Annotated in this window: 18 protein-coding genes; 3 read left to right on the forward strand and 15 right to left on the reverse strand. The window is 58.7% G+C overall.

The annotated features are described in order from the left end of the window. Positions 1-18: 18 nt before the first annotated feature. The 10 genes from NWP14_RS22385 to pmbA form a co-directional block, all read right to left on the reverse strand. Positions 19-759: a KDGP aldolase family protein gene (locus NWP14_RS22385; protein ID WP_346430530.1), complete on the reverse strand. Its 741-nt coding sequence runs from the start codon at positions 757-759 to the stop codon at positions 19-21. Further along, positions 756-1874, reverse strand: a complete 1119-nt coding sequence (locus NWP14_RS22390; protein ID WP_346430531.1) for a DgaE family pyridoxal phosphate-dependent ammonia lyase — start codon at positions 1872-1874, stop codon at positions 756-758. Before NWP14_RS22390 ends, NWP14_RS22385 begins: the two co-directional genes overlap by 4 nt. Then, positions 1858-2991: an amidohydrolase/deacetylase family metallohydrolase gene (locus NWP14_RS22395; protein ID WP_375216036.1), complete on the reverse strand. Its 1134-nt coding sequence runs from the start codon at positions 2989-2991 to the stop codon at positions 1858-1860. The genes NWP14_RS22390 and NWP14_RS22395 overlap by 17 nt, the downstream gene beginning before the upstream one ends. 42 nt (positions 2992-3033) lie before the next feature. Further along, the gene (locus NWP14_RS22400) at positions 3034-3678 is read right to left on the reverse strand and encodes a DUF4310 family protein (RefSeq protein ID WP_032689791.1); all 645 of its coding nucleotides are present in this window, start codon (positions 3676-3678) and stop codon (positions 3034-3036) included. A gap of 13 nt (positions 3679-3691) precedes the next feature. After that, positions 3692-4468: a DUF4311 domain-containing protein gene (locus NWP14_RS22405; RefSeq protein WP_041143762.1), complete on the reverse strand. Its 777-nt coding sequence runs from the start codon at positions 4466-4468 to the stop codon at positions 3692-3694. A 21-nt stretch (positions 4469-4489) separates the two neighbouring features. Then, complete coding sequence (locus tag NWP14_RS22410; protein ID WP_041143761.1) at positions 4490-4789, reverse strand: DUF4312 family protein; 300 nt, start codon at positions 4787-4789, stop codon at positions 4490-4492. Between the two features lie 2 nt (positions 4790-4791). Beyond that, complete coding sequence (locus NWP14_RS22415) at positions 4792-5154, reverse strand: SFCGS family glycine-rich protein (RefSeq protein ID WP_045853321.1); 363 nt, start codon at positions 5152-5154, stop codon at positions 4792-4794. A 10-nt stretch (positions 5155-5164) separates the two neighbouring features. After that, positions 5165-5503 carry a glycine dehydrogenase gene (locus tag NWP14_RS22420; RefSeq protein ID WP_095104325.1) on the reverse strand — a complete coding sequence of 113 codons (339 nt, stop codon included), beginning with the start codon at positions 5501-5503 and terminating at the stop codon, positions 5165-5167. Between the two features lie 301 nt (positions 5504-5804). Then, positions 5805-6194, reverse strand: coding sequence for a cytochrome b562 (cybC, locus tag NWP14_RS22425; RefSeq protein WP_095104327.1), 390 nt, complete (start codon positions 6192-6194; stop codon positions 5805-5807). A gap of 111 nt (positions 6195-6305) precedes the next feature. Continuing rightward, positions 6306-7658, reverse strand: a complete 1353-nt coding sequence (pmbA, locus tag NWP14_RS22430; RefSeq protein ID WP_095104329.1) for a metalloprotease PmbA — start codon at positions 7656-7658, stop codon at positions 6306-6308. Positions 7659-7753: 95 nt separating this feature from the next. Here pmbA and yjgA point away from each other — a divergent pair, with 95 nt between their 5' ends. Together yjgA and NWP14_RS22440 are read left to right on the forward strand one after the other, a co-directional pair. Continuing rightward, the gene (yjgA, locus tag NWP14_RS22435) at positions 7754-8305 is read left to right on the forward strand and encodes a ribosome biogenesis factor YjgA (protein ID WP_041143756.1); all 552 of its coding nucleotides are present in this window, start codon (positions 7754-7756) and stop codon (positions 8303-8305) included. 491 nt (positions 8306-8796) lie between these two features. Continuing rightward, on the forward strand, positions 8797-10005 hold the full coding sequence (locus NWP14_RS22440; RefSeq protein WP_375216037.1) for an aldose 1-epimerase family protein: 1209 nt from the start codon (positions 8797-8799) through the stop codon (positions 10003-10005). 88 nt (positions 10006-10093) lie between these two features. Here NWP14_RS22440 and NWP14_RS22445 read toward each other — a convergent pair whose 3' ends face one another. Both NWP14_RS22445 and mpl read right to left on the reverse strand, forming a co-directional pair. Continuing rightward, positions 10094-10615, reverse strand: coding sequence for a GNAT family N-acetyltransferase (locus tag NWP14_RS22445; RefSeq protein ID WP_375216038.1), 522 nt, complete (start codon positions 10613-10615; stop codon positions 10094-10096). 62 nt (positions 10616-10677) lie between these two features. Next, a complete protein-coding gene (gene mpl / locus NWP14_RS22450) occupies positions 10678-12051 on the reverse strand; it encodes a UDP-N-acetylmuramate:L-alanyl-gamma-D-glutamyl-meso-diaminopimelate ligase (protein WP_095104335.1) in 1374 nt (457 codons plus the stop codon). A 175-nt stretch (positions 12052-12226) separates the two neighbouring features. On the opposite strand from mpl, the gene fbp reads away from it, so the two are divergent. Then, positions 12227-13225 carry a class 1 fructose-bisphosphatase gene (gene fbp, locus NWP14_RS22455; RefSeq protein ID WP_095104337.1) on the forward strand — a complete coding sequence of 333 codons (999 nt, stop codon included), beginning with the start codon at positions 12227-12229 and terminating at the stop codon, positions 13223-13225. 44 nt (positions 13226-13269) lie between these two features. Here the strand turns inward: fbp and yjfF are convergent, their stop codons facing one another. From yjfF to ytfR, 3 genes are read right to left on the reverse strand one after another with little or no spacing between them, the layout of a single operon-like run. Next, complete coding sequence (gene yjfF / locus NWP14_RS22460) at positions 13270-14268, reverse strand: galactofuranose ABC transporter, permease protein YjfF (protein WP_159237516.1); 999 nt, start codon at positions 14266-14268, stop codon at positions 13270-13272. Then, a complete protein-coding gene (gene ytfT / locus NWP14_RS22465) occupies positions 14255-15280 on the reverse strand; it encodes a galactofuranose ABC transporter, ATP-binding protein YtfT (protein WP_095104341.1) in 1026 nt (341 codons plus the stop codon). The genes yjfF and ytfT overlap by 14 nt, the downstream gene beginning before the upstream one ends. A 9-nt stretch (positions 15281-15289) precedes the next feature. Next, positions 15290-16792: a galactofuranose ABC transporter, ATP-binding protein YtfR gene (gene ytfR, locus NWP14_RS22470; RefSeq protein ID WP_095104343.1), complete on the reverse strand. Its 1503-nt coding sequence runs from the start codon at positions 16790-16792 to the stop codon at positions 15290-15292. Positions 16793-16853: the final 61 nt, after the last annotated feature.

Below are 16853 nucleotides of genomic sequence, written 5' to 3' on the forward strand. Positions count from 1 at the left end.
GGGACGGCAGAGCAATGACTATTTAACCAGCGCCCTGGTCATCTCCAGCAGCTGGCGCACATCCGCCGGGCGGGTGTTGCCGCTCTCCTTATCAATAATAGAGCTGTAGATGTGAGGGATGATTTTGCTGACGCCGGCATCCAGCGCGATCTGCAGGATCTCGCTGTAGTTTTCCAGATCGATCCCGCCGGTCGGCTCCAGCCAGAAATCGTGACGGGCGCAGGCCTGGGCGACGGCGAGGAACTCATCGCGATGCTTCAGGCCGCCCATCGGGAAGTATTTGATTGAGCTGCCGCCCATATCTTTTAGTAAGGCAATGGCGGTTTCCAGCGGAACGATCCCGTCCGCCGCGCCGCTGCTCAGCGGGCCGGTGGAGATCTTCACCATCCCCGGCGTGCCGGTCGGGGAAACCAGGCCGTTGACGACGGTATCGTTCTGCCCCAGCAGCGCGCGGCTGGCGCCGACGCCGGTAAAGACCTGGTTGACGTGCTGCGGCTGCACCTGACGGGAGATCTCGCTGACCATCGCCGACTGGTTTGGATCGCCCGCGCCGAGGCCCACCGACAGCGCGTTATCGATAAGCCGGGCGTATTCACGCATATCGGCCACCGCGCTCGCCACGTCCGGGTAATTTTTAGAGAGCACGCCGACCAGAACATGACCTTCCGCCGCTTCGTAGATTTCGCGGGCGTTGTCTTTGCTGCCCGCCAGTACGTTCAGGCACACGCGATCGCGGTAAAAATTCGGGGTCAGTTTCATGCTTTCTTCTCCTGGTTCAGAACTTCGCCAATGCGGCGGGAGACGATCTCCAGCTGCTGTGCGTTTACGCTGCGCACATCGGCCTCAATAATGCCTTCGTTGGCCTTATAGCCGCGGAAGTAGATGGCGTATTCGCCCTGCTTCAGCGCCTCAACCAGCTCGCCGGTGGCGATGCCGGTCACGGCTTCAGTAAATTTAATTTCCGCGCGCGCGATATCGCGACCGGCGCTATCCCATACCACCCGGGCGCTCACCCCGGAGAGGGCGTTGAGCTGGTCAATGAACGGCGTCATCTTCGCCACCATCTCATCGCCGCTCTCCTTGCGGGCGGTCAGATAGTGTTCAATCGCGCAGGTCAGGCCAAGAATGCCCTCTTTACCGACTTTCATCGCCCGGCCAATGCCGGCGGACTGGCGTTTAACCCACTCCACGTACTGCGCTTTACCGACCACCAGGCCGCTGGTTGGGCCCTCAATCGCTTTGGCGCCGCTGTAAATCACCAGGTCGGCGCCGGCGCTGTAGTAACACTGCAGATCTTCTTCCGCCGCCGCATCGACGATCAGCGGCAGGTTGTGCTTACGCGCCACCACGACCGCCTGCTCAACGCTGAGCATGCTTTTCTGCACGCAGTGGTGAGATTTGATGTAGAGGATCGCCGCGGTGCGCGGAGTAATCGCCGCCGCCAGCTGATCGGCGGAACATTCGTTGGCGTAGCCGGCTTCCACCAGCCTGCCGCCGCCCAGCGCGACCATCGTTCCCACCGGCGCGCCGAAGTTAACGTTATGGCCTTTCGGCAGGACGATTTCGTTGTTTTCGATCGGGGTGACGTGGAGGTTTTCCAGCAGCCAGCTGCTGTCTTTCACCAGCACCGCCGCCACCGACTGGGCGATCCCCGCGGAGGCACAGGAGACAACCGTCGCCCCTTCCACCTCCAGCAGGTTCGCGATGTACTCACCGGTCTTATTGACCAGGTCTTTCATTTCGAAGTAGTGATTCATGCCGCTCATGACGGCTTCAACCACCTCAGGACGCGGCGTGGATACGCCCAGCGCCGTCATGCGGCCTGATGTATTAATAACTTGTTTTAAATTGTATTTTTCAAAAATCGAAGGCATTTTCCGCGCTCCCTTGTTCGGTCAGATAGCCCTTGCCCGCGCGAATCGCAGCAAGCGGCACCAGAATATTGTCAGCCTGCAGGCTCTCTTTTTCGGCGTCGACCAGTAGCGTCGGCGCATGCTGCAGGGTAAAGAGGGTTAAATCAGCGTCGTAGCCCACGGCCAGACGCCCTTTTTGCGTCAGGCGCAGCCCGTCAGCGGCGCTGGCGGTAACGCACTCCACCACCTGCGGTAGCGACATGCCGATGGCGAGAAACTTCGACATCACCAGCGCCAGCGAACGTACCGGGCCGTCAATACGGTTGCGGCAGTAGATGTCGGAGCTAATGGTCTGCGGCAGAATGCCCATCGCTATCGCCCGGCGCGCCACCTCAAAGCTGAAGCTGGCGGTACCGTGGCCGACGTCAAGGCGCACGCCGCGCTTCAGGGCGCGGGTCACGGAGGCGCGCAGCTCGCCGGAAGCGGTCAGAATGCGGTTCGGCTTGCCGTTATAGCAGTGGGTGATGATGTCTCCCGCGCCCAGCAGGTCGGCAATTTCGTCGAGGTTCGGCGGATTATTGCCGATGTGCACCATCAGCGGCAGGTCGCCATTTTCGCGCTGCATCGCCTTCGCCCGTTCCAGGGGGGTAATTCCGTTGTCGCCGACCACGCTGCTGCTCATTCGCGCCTTCAGGCCGACGATAAAATCAGGGTGGCGCTTCACCGCCTGGGTCACCGCTTCGGCATCGACGTTGGCCATATTGGCCAGCTCGTTCTGGGCAATCAGCCCGACGCGGGAGATGTTGAGCAGCGCCAGGACCTCGGTGGCCGCGCTGCGGGTCAGCTGATAAAAATCGTCGATATCGTCCGCCCCGGTGCTGCCCGCATCAATCACCGTGGTGACGCCGGTGGCGATGCCCACGCTGTCCGGCTGGTCGTGATAAATCGGCGAGTTCGGGTAGCAGTGAACGTGGGAATCAATCCAGCCGGCGCTGGCGTAATAGCTGCCGTCCAGCTCAATGGTTTTGCGCGCAGGCGCGCTAATCTCGCCCAGCGCCGCAATTTTCCCGTCCTGAATGGCGATATCGGTCAGGGTATCGTCGACGAGGCGCGCACGGCGCAGGAGTAAATCAAACATGGGTCTCTCCTGTTAAAGCGGGCGCTCACGCGCCCGCAGGACTTAACCAATAGCAATCGGGAAAAGGGAACCGAGGATCATCGCGCCAAGGATGGCGCCGCCGGTGATCGGCTTCTGCCAGATGTAAAACAGCAGGGCGCCAACCAGAGAACCGATACCGATAGGAATCGATGCGGTCATCGCGCTGAGGATAATCAGCGGCCCGAGGAAGCGGCCCGAGGCGTTACCTGCTCCCATCATGACGTCGGCACCGTAGGTGGAGTCGCTCTGATTGATGGTGAACTTACGCGCCAGAATAATGATGTAGCCAACGGCGAGGCCCAGCGCCAGGCCGGTAGCCAGCGAGGCGGCAAAGTTGGCCACCGGGAAGACGAAGCCCGCCCCCAGCAGCAGCGCCGGCACGCCGAGGCCGATACCGGTTTGAATCGCGCCGCCGATATCGAGGATCCCCACCAGCGAGCCTTCAATGATGCGCGCAAACAGGAAGCTGGCGCCAAACGCCGCGACCGCCCCGTAGGCTCCGGTATCAATGCCCGCTTTCAGCATGGCCACGAAGGCCACTTCGTTAAACGCGCCGATGCCGTAGAGGTAGTACATGTGTGTCCCGGCGAAGACGCCGGAGGAGAGCAGGCCAACAAAGATCGGGAACGACCAGTCGGCATACCAAAAACCTTTATTCTGTTCCATTTAGAGGCTCCTGTTATTTGCCGCTGAGCGAGTTGTGAATCAGATCCAGCCAGTTCGGTACGCCCAGGTGGAAGGATTCCAGGGTCTTAATGTCAAAGCCGCGGAAGAAGGCGCTCAGCACGAACAGTGCAACAATGGCGGACATCATCACTTTAGTGACGCGGTGCCAGCCGCTCTCTTCAACGCCTTTACCGATCAGGATGCCCAGCACCAGACCCGGAACGGCGTTGCCCATAATCAGCTGCGCCGCGCCGCCAAAAATGGTGGCCCAGAAGCCCGATTTTTTCCCGGCATCGATGGCCGCCAGCCAGAAGATAACCGGCATCACCGTGTTAACCAGCAGGTTAGCCGCCGGGACCAGCACCTTAACGGCAGTGACCTGCAGCGCTTCCGGTACGGAAGAGGCGGTCAGGTTAAGGAAGGAGACCACGAACATGCCGATAACGCCGCAGGCAATCGCCATCTTCTTCGGATCGTGCAGCGTCTCGCCGACGTTGCGGTTTTTCAGCATCAGCGCGGCGGCGCCCCAGTTAGGGATAATGCGGTGATCGACGTCCTGGGTGAAGGAGCCTGCTGCGACAGAAGAAGCCCAGGCGTTAAAGAAGAAGCCGAGACCAAAGGAGAAGTGGGACGCCGGATCGCCTTCGCAGGAGTTCAGCTCGCCCAACGTACGAAATGCGCCCATCCCTTGTGTGGTGGGCGCATGAAACATACGTGCCGCTCCGGCGCCCACGCCGACGCCGACCAGGCCGCCGATAATGAGCGATTTTATTAAAATTATCAGGAACATAGTTTAACCCTATGGTGAAGATCAGGTTTGCGTGACGAAATCCACTTTATCGAGATTAATGGCGGTCACGTTGACGGTGACGTTCAGCTCCACGCTGTAGGTCCGTCGTTCACGGCGCAAAAAGAAGAATAAAAACGCTTCTTTGCGCACCGCTTCACGCGCATGAACAACCTCCACATCCTGTGGCTCAATACGCAGTAAAATGTGCGGCGACGTTTTCATCACCGCTGCCTGTACGTGGTTCAGGGCATCGGCGAACGCCCGCGTCTTGCTCTCGCCTTTGCCCGTAACGCTCACCGTGGTGGTGAATTGCTCTTTCATACTCAGGCGCCGTATTTCTTTTTCCAGGCTTCTACCAGGCGCTCGCCCAGCTCTTCTTTATCCATAAAGCCGAAGCCCAGAACGTTGTAGCCTTCGTTGATAGCGGTGACGCCTTCATCAACGGAACGCATGCCGTATTTCGCTTTGTAGCCATGTTTGTTTTGCGCGGTGATGGCGCCTGCGCCGCCGCTGCCGCAGAAGGAGATACCAAAGGTGGCATTCTCTGCTTTCATCACGTCGCCCAGCTTCATATCAGCGGCAACGCCCGGAACCACGACTGCACGAGCTCCGGCTTTTTCCGCGCCAGCGGCAACTTTTTGCCCTTTACCCAGGCGATCGCCAATTACTACGGTGATTTGTTCCATTTTTAGCTCCTTACAGGTTTTCTTTAGCGACTTCGAAGTGGACCGACAGCAGCCAGGACTCTTCCTCTGGCAGGTTGCCGAATTGCGCGACCACTTCGCGAGCCAGCATCATTGAATCTTCTGAAATCTCTTCAAACAGGCTGGCATCCACTTCCGGCAGCGGCTCGCCGCTAATTGACCGGTGGGCCATAGCCCGCACGTGGGAGGTCAGCATCTGCTCCTGGACGGCGTTGGGGATGATGTTACGGCGACCTAGCAGGGTATAAACCTGCTGCAGCATCTTCTCAGCCAGCTGCTCGGTTTGCGTTGCCTGCTCCCCTACGTCGTGTGTTACCGCTCCGTTATTCACTTGTCTTACCCCGTTGATGTCTCTGGGGACAAAACTAACGCCGGGGGGGAGGAGTTTGTAGCGAGTTGTTTTCCACTTCGAAGTGGAAAGGCGGACGGACGATGCGATCCATTGCACAGAATTGGCGTAAATTTGCTATTTTCGGCAAAACGGCGTGATGAGAATCACAAGATTGCGATTTAACTGGCGACCGGAAGCGGCCGAACCGGCGGCGGAGAAGAGAAGTAAACTGTGACAGGGGTTGGGTTTTATGCGCAGACGAAATGCAGGAGGTACCGGCTGATACCTCCTGGAAAAGAACTTAACGGTACTTCTGGTGGTAGGTATTACGGGTGGCTTTGAACTCTTCCGCAGCGGCCTGCGCTTCTTTGACCTTGCCTTCATTGGCCAGCTTCAGGGCGCCGTCAATCTGGCCAATCAGAATATCGAGGCCGTGGCGGTAGTCCTTCATCTCCGCGCTGTCCGCTGCTTTGCCTTCCAGCTTCGGCGGGGTCTCTTTCTGCGCATTGACGGCGGCGTCGCGCATCTTCGTCAGCGCCGCTTTTTGCTCACCGGCATCAGAGGTCTTCTGTACCACCTGCAGATTTTGCGCAATGGTGTCCATATCCTCACCGAGATCGGCGGCAAACGCCGACGCTGAACCCATCGCCAGGGCTGAGACAGCCAGCACTGCTAACAGTTTTTTACGCATTGCTCACTTCCTTTTTTATTATTTAAGCATAAGGAAAAGGCGCCACCTGGGCGCCCTTCTATACCCGTTATTCTTCAAGCCGCAGCCTGAACAATCCGGTAAAACACGCCGTTATTGCCCGGCGATTTTCATCTCTGGCAGCAGCACGGAACCACACTGGATATTGCTGCGCATTTCGATATCGTCGGCAACGGTCACGATATTACGCCACATATCTTTCAGATTTCCGGCGATGGTGATTTCGCTTACCGGATACTGAATTTCGCCATTCTCAACCCAGAAGCCGGATGCGCCGCGCGAGTAATCGCCGGTAACGCCACTGACACCCTGCCCCATCAGTTCGGTGACGACAAGTCCGGTGCCCATCTCTTTAAGCAACTTTTCAAAACTCAGGCCGCGGCCGTTGATTCGCCAGTTGTGAATGCCGCCCGCGTGGCCGGTGCTCTTCATGCCCAGCTTGCGCGCCGAGTAGTTGGTCAGCAGCCACTGCGTCAGAATGCCGTCCTTAATGATATCGCGACGCTCCGTACGCACGCCTTCGCTGTCGAACGGCGTTGACGCCAGCCCTTTCAGCAGATGCGGATGCTCCTCGATGGTCAGCCAGTCCGGCAGGATCCGGGTGCCGAGCGCGTCAAGCAGGAAGGTCGATTTACGGTACACCGCGCCGCCGGCAATCGCCCCGACCAGGTGACCAAACAGCCCGGTCGCCACTTCATTGGCAAAAATCACCGGCGCCTTCATCGTCGAGAGCTTGCGCGGCGCCAGGCGCGAGAGGGTGCGGCGGGCGCACTCGTCGCCCACCCACTCCGGCGACTGCAAATCTTCAATCGCGCGGCCGATGGTATAAGCGTAATCACGCTCCATATCGCCGTTTTCTTCCGCGATAACGCAGCTGGACAGCGAATGGCGGGTTGAGCAGTAGCCCTGCAGCATGCCGTGGCTGTTGCCGAATACCTTGATGCCGTAGTGGCTGTTGAAGCTGCCGCCTTCGGTGTTGGTGATGCGCTTATCGGCCTGCAGCGCCACCTGTTCGGCGCGGGCGGCCAGCTCGATCGCCCGATCCGGGCTCACTTCCGCCGGGTGGAACAGGTCAAGATCCGGGGCGTCAAAGGCCAGCAGCTCTTTATCGGCAACGCCGGCGAACGGGTCCGGCGAGGTATAGCGGGCAATGTCCAGCGCCGCCTGCACCGTGCGGGCAATCGCCTGCGGGCTAAGATCGGTTGAGGAAGCGCTGCCCTTGCGATGCTGATGATAAACGGTGATGCCTAAGGCGCCATCGCTGTTGAATTCTACGTTCTCCACCTCGCCGTAGCGGGTGCTGACGCTGATGCCGGTGGTTTTGCTGACGGAGACTTCCGCACCGTCTGATTTACCTGCCGCCAGTTCCAGCGCCGTGGTCACGGCCTCTTCCAGCGCCTTACGCTGCTGTGCAACTTGAGAGATGACTTTCATCGCTAATGCCATAATGTAGGAAGGAGTTAATTGAAGTCTAACAGAGAACCGTTTTTCAGTGCGCGCCTTAACTGGTAACATTAGCCTCTTTTTTTAAGGAGCCTGAGATGACAAAGCAGCCCGATGACTGGCTCGACGACGTTCCCGGTGATGACGTCGAAGATGAAGACGATGAAATTATCTGGGTCAGTAAAAGTGAAATTAAGCGTGACGCCGAAGAACTGAAGCGTCTTGGCGCAGAACTGGTAGAGCTGGGGAAAAACGCGCTGGATAAGATCCCGCTCGATACCGACCTGCGCGACGCCATTGAACTCGCCCAACGGATCAAGAAAGAGGGCCGTCGCCGCCAGATGCAGCTGATTGGCAAAATGCTGCGCAGCCGCGACGTTGACCCTATTCGCCAGGCGCTGGACAAGCTGAAGAACCGCCACAACCAGCAGGTTGCGCTGTTCCATAAGCTGGAGATGATCCGCGACCGCCTGATTGCCGATGGCGATGACGCGGTGCCGGAAGTGCTGAACCTGTGGCCGGAAGCTGACCGTCAGCAGCTGCGTTCGCTGATCCGTAACGCGCAAAAAGAGAAAGAAGGCAACAAGCCGCCGAAGTCCGCGCGCCTGATCTTCCAGTACCTGCGTGAACTGGCCGAAGGCGAAAGCTAATTCCGCTGCCGCCCGCCTGATTTTCCCGCAGGCGGCGCGCCTGTCCGGGCTACCTGATAACGTTTAACCTGTAGCCCGGCATGCGTACGCTACGCATTGCCGGAAAGGTTATCTTTCCCAACGCCGCGCCCCTGGGCGCTCCCCCTGTTCAGCCTCTGTTCAGCCGCCCTTTGCTCTCGTTTTGCGCTCCTTTTGCTCCCCCTTGCGCTTTTATCCGGCTGACGCGCCGTTCTGCTGCTGGTCAGAGGACGCGGTTTTTCCGCCGCGCCTGCTGCCCATAAAAGCTGAATCGTTAAAGCTGACCATGTTTAAATTCACATTTTTTCGGCAACAATAATAAAAACTTGCATTAAAATAGGACTAAAGTCGCAGTTAAAAACAGCAAATCGCGCATATTCTCACCAGGTGAGGCACTTCACATTTTCATCAGCCGCTAGCCATTAGATTTCCCTCATTGATAACAATATCGATTCAGCAAAAAGGGACGAAAAATGAAAAAAATAGTAGCGTTGACCGCAGTAGCGATGATGATTTCTGGGCAAGTCGCGGCAAAAACCTGGGTGCTGACAAGCGCTGAAAGCAGCATAGAGAAAGGAAACTGGCAGGTAAGCAGCGATCAGCTGAAGATAAAAGATCGCCATTTCAGCATCGAGCAAAAAGTCCTTCATGGCGGCAAGCAGGAGGGCAGTAAAGTTATCGTTATTCGCAGCCAGGACGGCCTGACTATCGCTCTCAGCCCGACTCGCGGGATGAATTTACTTAAAATCGAAGGTTTCGGCACGCGAATGGGCTGGGACTCACCGGTCAAAGAGGTGGTTAATCCGGCCTTTATTAATCTGGAAAGCCGCAACGGGCTGGGCTGGCTGGAAGGTTTCAATGAGATGATGGTGCGCTGCGGCTACGAATGGACCGGCCACCCGGTCACCGCCGACGGGCAGATTTATACCCTGCACGGCAAAGCCGGGAACACGCCGGCATCGCAGGTCGAGGTTGAGGTTGCCGATAGCGCGCCTTATGAAATTCGCGTTCGCGGGCTGGTGAAGGAAAGCACCTTCAAGAAAGCCGATTTGCAGACCATGACCGAGCTGCGCTACGTGCCCGGCAGCAACAGCTTCAGCCTGCACGATGTCTTAACCAACCACGCCGATTATCCGCATGATTATCAGATCATTTACCACAGCAATTTCGGTACGCCGATTCTGGAAGAAGGCGCGCGTTTTCTCGCGCCGATGGCCAGCATCAGCCCGTTCAACGACTATGCCAAAGCCGGTTTGAAAACGTGGCAAACCTATGCCGGCCCGACCAAAGATTTTGACGAGATGGTATTTAATATTCAGCCGCTGTCCGATGACCATCACCAAACGCTGGCGGCGGTGGTTAACAAGGCTGGCGATAAAGGGGCGTCGATTCAGTTTGATACCCGCCAGCTGCCGGTCCTGACGCTGTGGAAAAACACCGACAGCCAAAAACAGGGCTATGTCACCGGCATTGAGCCAGGCACCAGCTATGCCTATCCGGTCACCGTTGAGCGCGAGCAGAAACGCGTGAAGCAGCTGCAGCCGGGAGCCAGCGCGCAGTTTGATCTGACCTATACCCTGCTGCACAACAATAAGCAGGTTGCCGACGTTGAGCAGAGAATTGCGGCAATCCAGGGCGAAGCGAAGGTCGCGGAAAACGAAGCGCCAATCGCCAAAGAGTAACCTTACGCCGGCGCTGCTCCCGGGCCTCCGGGAGAGACGGCGCCCGCACCGCACATCACCTTCCCGGCGCCAGCGCCGGGATATCGGCTTAGGCCATCACCACCTGGCGTAGCTGCTGCGCAAAGCGCTGGTACTGCGCTTCGTCAATCGCCTGCGGGTAGCTCAGCACCATCAGCGCATGATCGGCGATGCCGCAATGATAGGTCGGGTGACTATGCGGCCACGGGTTGTCGCTAAAGCCCATCGTGACATAAAACTGCAGGCGCCTGCGGGCGATTTCCGTGGTGAGTGGATCGATCTCGAGGATGGTCAGCGGCGCACGCTTAAGTATTTCCGCCAGCAGACGCTTGCCGTAGCCGCGCGAGCGCAGGCTGTCGTCGATCGCCAGATGCTCAATGTAGCCATAGTCCGCAAACTGCCAGCTGCCGCTCAGCCCGATAAACTCTCCCTCATCAAACCACGCCTCCAGCGCGTAGTGCGGATCGCGCAGCGCTCGCTGTTTAGCCAGCGGCTCACGCTGCTCGTGCCACGGAAAGGCCTTGACGTACAGCGCGTCGAGCACGGGGAAATGCGGCGAATCGGTCGAGGTCAGTTTTTCAGAAGTGAGCATGACAAAATCCAAATAGCAAAAAATCTGCCCTCACGCGGAGGGCAGAGAGACGATCGTCGGGATTATTCTGCCGCAGCCGCCTTACTGGCCAGCTTATCCAGCAGCTTCTGATGAATGCCGCCGAAGCCGCCGTTGCTCATCACCAGAATGTGGTCGCCCGGATGGGCGGTTTTGATAATCATATCCACCAGCACATCGACATCAGCGCTCCAGTGAGCAGGCTGCACGCAGGCTTCAGCCACCTCGGCGACCTGCCACGGAATATGCTGCGGCTGGAGCAGGAACACTTCATCCGCGCGGCCCAGCGACGGCGCCAGATCGTCTTTGCAGACGCCCATTTTCATGGTGTTCGAGCGCGGTTCGAGCACCGCCAGAATGCGGGCGGTGCCGCCAACCTTACCGCGCAGCGCCTGCAGCGTCGCCAGGATCGCCGTCGGGTGATGGGCAAAATCGTCGTACACGGTGACGCCGTTCGCTTCGCCGCGCAGCTCAAGGCGGCGACGGGCGTTGATAAAACCGCCCAGCGCGTTGGCGGCGTCCGCCGGCACCACGCCGACGTGGCGGGCGGCGGCAATCGCCATCAGGCCGTTGTGCATATTATGCTCGCCGACCAGCGCCCACTTCACTTCCCCGACCTTCTCGCCGTCAAGCCAGACTTCCCACTGCGAGGCGTCGGTGTTGAGCTTTTTCGCCTGCCAGTGGCCCTGCTCGCCGACCAGCTCCTGCTCGCTCCAGCAGCCCATCGCCATAGTCTGTTTCAGGTTGATGTCGTTTTCCGGCAGAATAATTTTGCCCTGACCCGGGACAATGCGCACCAGATGATGGAACTGCTTCTGGATAGCCTTCAGGTCATCAAAGATATCCGCGTGATCGAACTCAAGGTTATTGAGGATCAGGGTTCGCGGGCAGTAGTGAACAAATTTCGAACGCTTATCAAAGAAAGCGCAGTCATATTCATCCGCTTCGATAACAAAGAACGGGCTGTCGCCCAGACGCGCGGAGACCTCGAAATTACCCGGCACGCCGCCAATCACAAAGCCGGGCTTATAGCCGCAGGCTTCGAGGATCCAGGTCGCCATGCCGGCGGTCGTCGTTTTGCCGTGGGTGCCCGCCACCGCCACAACCCAGCGATCGCGCAGGACGAAATCATGCAGCCACTGCGGGCCGGACATGTACGGAATGTTGTTTTCCAGCACCGCTTCGACGCACGGATTGCCGCGCGTCATCGCGTTACCGATGATCACCAGATCCGGCCGAGGCTCCAGCTGGCTGGCGTCATATCCTTGAATTAGATCGATACCCTGGCTTTCCAGCAGAGTGCTCATCGGCGGATAGACGTTAGCATCCGACCCCGTTACCTCATGACCGAGGGAACGCGCCAGCATCGCCAGCCCCCCCATAAACGTGCCACAGATACCTAAAATATGAATGCGCATTCGTCACTTCCCTCTTTAATCTGGCGCACATTTTACCCTTATGTTCGGCATCAGAGAAATGCATTTCAGGCGAATCCGTTTTTTGCTGGCGCGATTCACCTGTGCGTATTTTTTTTATTCTTTGTTAAGATTGTTGCGTTCGTTTTACTTCACATAAACATGCAGGGAACGGGTTATGAAAACGTTAGGTGAATTTATTGTCGAAAAGCAGCACGAGTTCTCCCACGCAACCGGCGAGCTAACTGCTTTGTTGTCGGCGATAAAACTAGGCGCCAAGATCATCCACCGCGATATCAACAAGGCCGGTCTGGTCGATATCCTGGGTGCCAGCGGTGCTGAAAACGTCCAGGGCGAGGTGCAGCAAAAACTCGATCTGTTCGCCAATGAAAAATTGAAGGCCGCACTGCGAGCGCGCGATATTGTTGCCGGGATCGCCTCTGAAGAAGAAGACGAAATCGTCGTCTTTGAAGGCTGCGAACACGCAAAATACGTGGTGCTCATGGACCCGCTGGATGGTTCCTCTAACATCGACGTTAACGTCTCTGTCGGGACTATCTTCTCCATCTACCGTCGCATAACCCCGGTCGGAACGCCGGTCACCGTCGAAGATTTCCTGCAGCCGGGCAGTAAACAGGTAGCCGCAGGCTACGTGGTTTACGGCTCCTCCACGATGCTGGTTTATACCACCGGCTGTGGCGTTCATGCCTTCACCTACGATCCTTCTCTTGGCGTATTCTGCCTCTCTCAGGAGCGCATGCGCTTCCCGGAGAAAGGCAATACCTACTCCATCAACGAAGGCAACTACATCAAATTCCCGATGGGCGTGAAGAAGTACATTAAGTTTTGCCAGGAAGAGGATCTCGGGACCCAGCGCCCCTACACCTCGCGCTATATCGGCTCCCTGGTGGCGGATTTCCACCGTAATCTGCTGAAAGGCGGCATTTATCTCTACCCGAGCACCGCCAGCCACCCGGAAGGGAAGCTGCGCCTGCTGTACGAATGCAACCCGATGGCGTTCCTCGCCGAGCAGGCGGGCGGTAAGGCCAGCGACGGTAAAGAGCGTATTCTCGATATCATCCCGGTAAGCCTGCACCAGCGTCGCTCCTTCTTCGTCGGCAACAACCATATGGTTGAAGACGTCGAAAACTTCATTAAAGAGTTCCCGGACGCATAACGCCCCCTGACTTCCCCTCTCGCCCGGCGAGAGGGGATTTTACGCTAGCGATTCGCCGCTCCGCTCACCCGCGATACCGGCGAGTTCTGGCGGTTCTCCCACAGCACCGTCAGCCCGCGCTGCAGCGCAATAAAGATAAACAGCAGAATGCCGATCGCAATTTTCGTCCACCACGAGCTGAGCGTGCCGTCGAAGTTAATGTAGGTCTGGATCAGCCCCTGAATCGCTACGCCAAACAGCGTCCCTAATACCGTGCCGACGCCGCCGCTGAGCAGCGTGCCGCCAATCACCACCGACGCAATCGCGTCCAGCTCAACGCCAACCCCGGCCAGCGCGTAACCGGCCTGGGTGTAGATAGAAAAAACGATCCCCGCCAGCGTCGCCAGCCCGGTAGAGAGCATGTAAATGCGAATAGTGGTCCCACGGGTCGAAATGCCCATCAGATTTGCCGAGACGGCGCTGCCGCCAATGGCGTACACCTGGTTGCCAAAGCGGGTGCGGTGGGCCATAAAAATGCCCGCCACCACCACCAGCAGCATCAGCAACCCCATCGCGCTCAGGCGACCGCCGCCGGGAATAGTCCACGCCAGCCCGGAGAGCGTGTCATACACCGGGTGATCGATAGGAATGGACTCTTCAGAGACCAGATAGCTCACGCCGCGCAGGAAGAACATCCCGGCGAGGGTAATAATAAATGCCGGGATCTTCAGCGTATCGATAAGCCAGCCCATCAGCGCGCCAAACGCGCAGCCCATCGCCAGCACCAGCGGGAACGCCAGCAGCGGCGTGATCCCCCAGACGCCAATCGCTTTCGCGAGGAACACGCCGGTGAAGGCGATCACCGACCCGACCGACAGGTCGATGCCGCCGGAGAGGATCACGAAGGTCATCCCCACGGCAATAATGCCAAGAAAAGCGTTATCGGTGAGGATATTGCAGATCACCCGCGTCGAGGCGAAGCCGGGAAACTGGGTCAGGCAATAGAGGTAGCCCAGCACGAATACGGCAAGGGTAATCATCAACGGCAAGTTACGTTTTATCACGGCCGCGTACTCCTTTCAGTAAGCTGATAAAGCGCGGCGACTGAACGATCAGTACGCACAGCACCACCACCGCTTTCACTACCTGGTTAAGCTCCGGCGGGAAGCCCGACAGCAGGATCCCGGTGTTCATCCCCTGGATAATCAGCGCGCCGACTACCGAGAGCAGAAGGTTAAAGCGCCCGCCCATCAGCGATCCGCCGCCGATCACCACTGCCAGGATGGCGTCCAGCTCCAGCCAGAGTCCGGCGTTGTTGGCATCGGCGCCGCGGATGTCCGCCGCAACGATGATCCCGGCTATCGCCGCGCACACGCCGCTCAGCACGTAGGCCAGCATCACGACGATGCGGGTGTTGACCCCGGCATTTTTCGCCGCCCGAATGTTAATCCCTACCGCTTCAATGAACATTCCCAGCGCGGTTTTGCGGGTGAACAGCCAGAACAGCAGCAGCGTTGCGGCAGCAATAAGCACCGGCGTCGGCAGCAGCAGCAGCGAGCCGCTGCCGAGCCACGCCAGAGGCGGAGAGTCGAAGGTGACAATCTGCCCGGAGGTGATCAGCTGCGCGACGCCGCGCCCGGCCACCATCAGGATCAGCGTGGCCACGAACGGCTGGATCTTCAGCACCGCCACCAGGATACCGTTCCATAGCCCGGCCAGCGCGCCCGCCCCCAGCGATACCAGCAGCACCACCGGCAGGCTGTGCCCGGCAACGGTCATCGAGGCGGCGGTAGCCCCGGCAATCGCCATCACCGCGCCGACCGACAGGTCAATCCCGCCGGTGGCGATAACCAGCGTCATGCCAATCGCCAGCAGCGCGACCGGCGCCGCGCGGTTAAGAATATCAATCGGGCTACCGAACAGACGCCCCTCCTGGAGGACAATCTGGAAAAAGTGCGGCGCCACCAGGCTGTCTACGGCCAGCACCAGCAGCAGCGCAATGATTTGCGGCATACCCTTCGGCCAGCTGAAGCGACGCTTCGTTTGGCCGGTTTGCGGAAGAGATCCTGGCATCATGATTTACTCCTATGCCGCAATTGCGTTCATGATCGCCGGAACGGAGAGCTCCCCGAGCGGGATCTCCGCCACCTGTTTGCGATCGCGCATGATAATGACCCGATCGGCATAGCCCACCAGCTCTTCCAGCTCTGACGAAATGACCAGCAGCGCCAGGCCATCGGCGCACAGGGTTTCAATCAGGCGGATGATCTCGGCATGCGCGCCGACGTCTATCCCGCGGGTCGGCTCATCGAGGATCAGAAACTGAGGTTTGGTCAGCAGCCAGCGGGAAAGCAGTACCTTCTGCTGATTGCCGCCGGAAAGAAATTCGATCGGCTGCTCGGCGCTGGGGGTACGGATCCCCAGCTGGCGGATAAAGCGTTCGGCGATCTCGTTTTGCTCGCGCCGCGGAATTGGGCGCAGCCAGCCGCGCTGCGCCTGCAGGGCCAGCACGATGTTCTCCCGTACCGACGCCGCCGCGATAATGCCGTCGGTTTTTCGGTCTTCCGGGCAAAAGCCGATCCCGAGGCAGGAGGCCTGATGCGGCGAGCGCAGCGTCTGCGGCTTGCCTTTGATCAGCGCCTTGCCGCTATCGGCCGGTTTGATACCAAAAATCACTTCCGCCGTTTCGGTGCGCCCGGAGCCCAGCAGCCCCGCCAGGCCAACAATTTCGCCGGGGCGAACCTGGAGGTCGAACGGCGCGATCGTGCCCTTTTTACCAAAGCCTTCAAAGGCGGCGATCGGCTTATCGCTCAGCAGGGTGCGGCCCGCGCGCTGTAAAGCGTTATGCTCCAGCTCGCGCCCCAGCATCATTTTCACCAGCTCAATCTGCGGCAGTTCGCGTGTTTCCCGGCAGCCGACGAAGCCGCCGTTGCGCAGCACGGTAATCCGATCGCTCACGGCGTACACCTGATCGAGAAAGTGGGTAACAAAAATCAGGCTGACGCCGCTGTCGCGCAGCTGGCGCATCAGGGTGAAGAGCATCTCCACCTCCTGGGTATCCAGGCTGGCGGTAGGTTCATCGAGGATCAGCACCTTAGCCGACAGGTCGATGGCGCGGCAGATAGCGACAATCTGCTGCATCGCCACTGAAAAGCGGTTAAGCGGCTCACGGACGTCGAGGGAGAAACCGTAGGAAGCCATCAGCTCGGTGGCGCGCTTTTCCATCTCTTTACGCCGCAGCAGGCCAAAGCGACGGGGCTCGCGGCCGATAAATAAATTGTCCGCCACCGACATATTCGGCAGCAGGTTGACCTCCTGGTAGACGGTACCGATGCCCAGCTGCTGCGCGTGGGCGGTATTTTTCGGCGCTATTGCCTGGCCCTCGAGCCAGATAGTGCCGCGATCCGCGTGATAAACGCCGGTGAGCGCTTTGATCAGGGTCGATTTCCCCGCGCCATTCTCACCCAGCAGGGCCATGATCTCACCGCGCCGCAGGCTGAAATTAACGTTATCCAGCGCCTTTACGCCGGGGAAAAATTTGCTCAGTCCCTCGGTACGAAGGATCTCCTGATGTACTTCGCCGTTCATGGTTTCCCCTCCCCTAACCCTCTCCCCACCGGGGAGAGGGAACTAAACCGAGCGTCCTGAT

Source organism: Klebsiella sp. C349492, assembly GCF_042055345.1.
Taxonomy (GTDB): Bacteria; Pseudomonadota; Gammaproteobacteria; order Enterobacterales; family Enterobacteriaceae; genus Klebsiella; species Klebsiella scottii.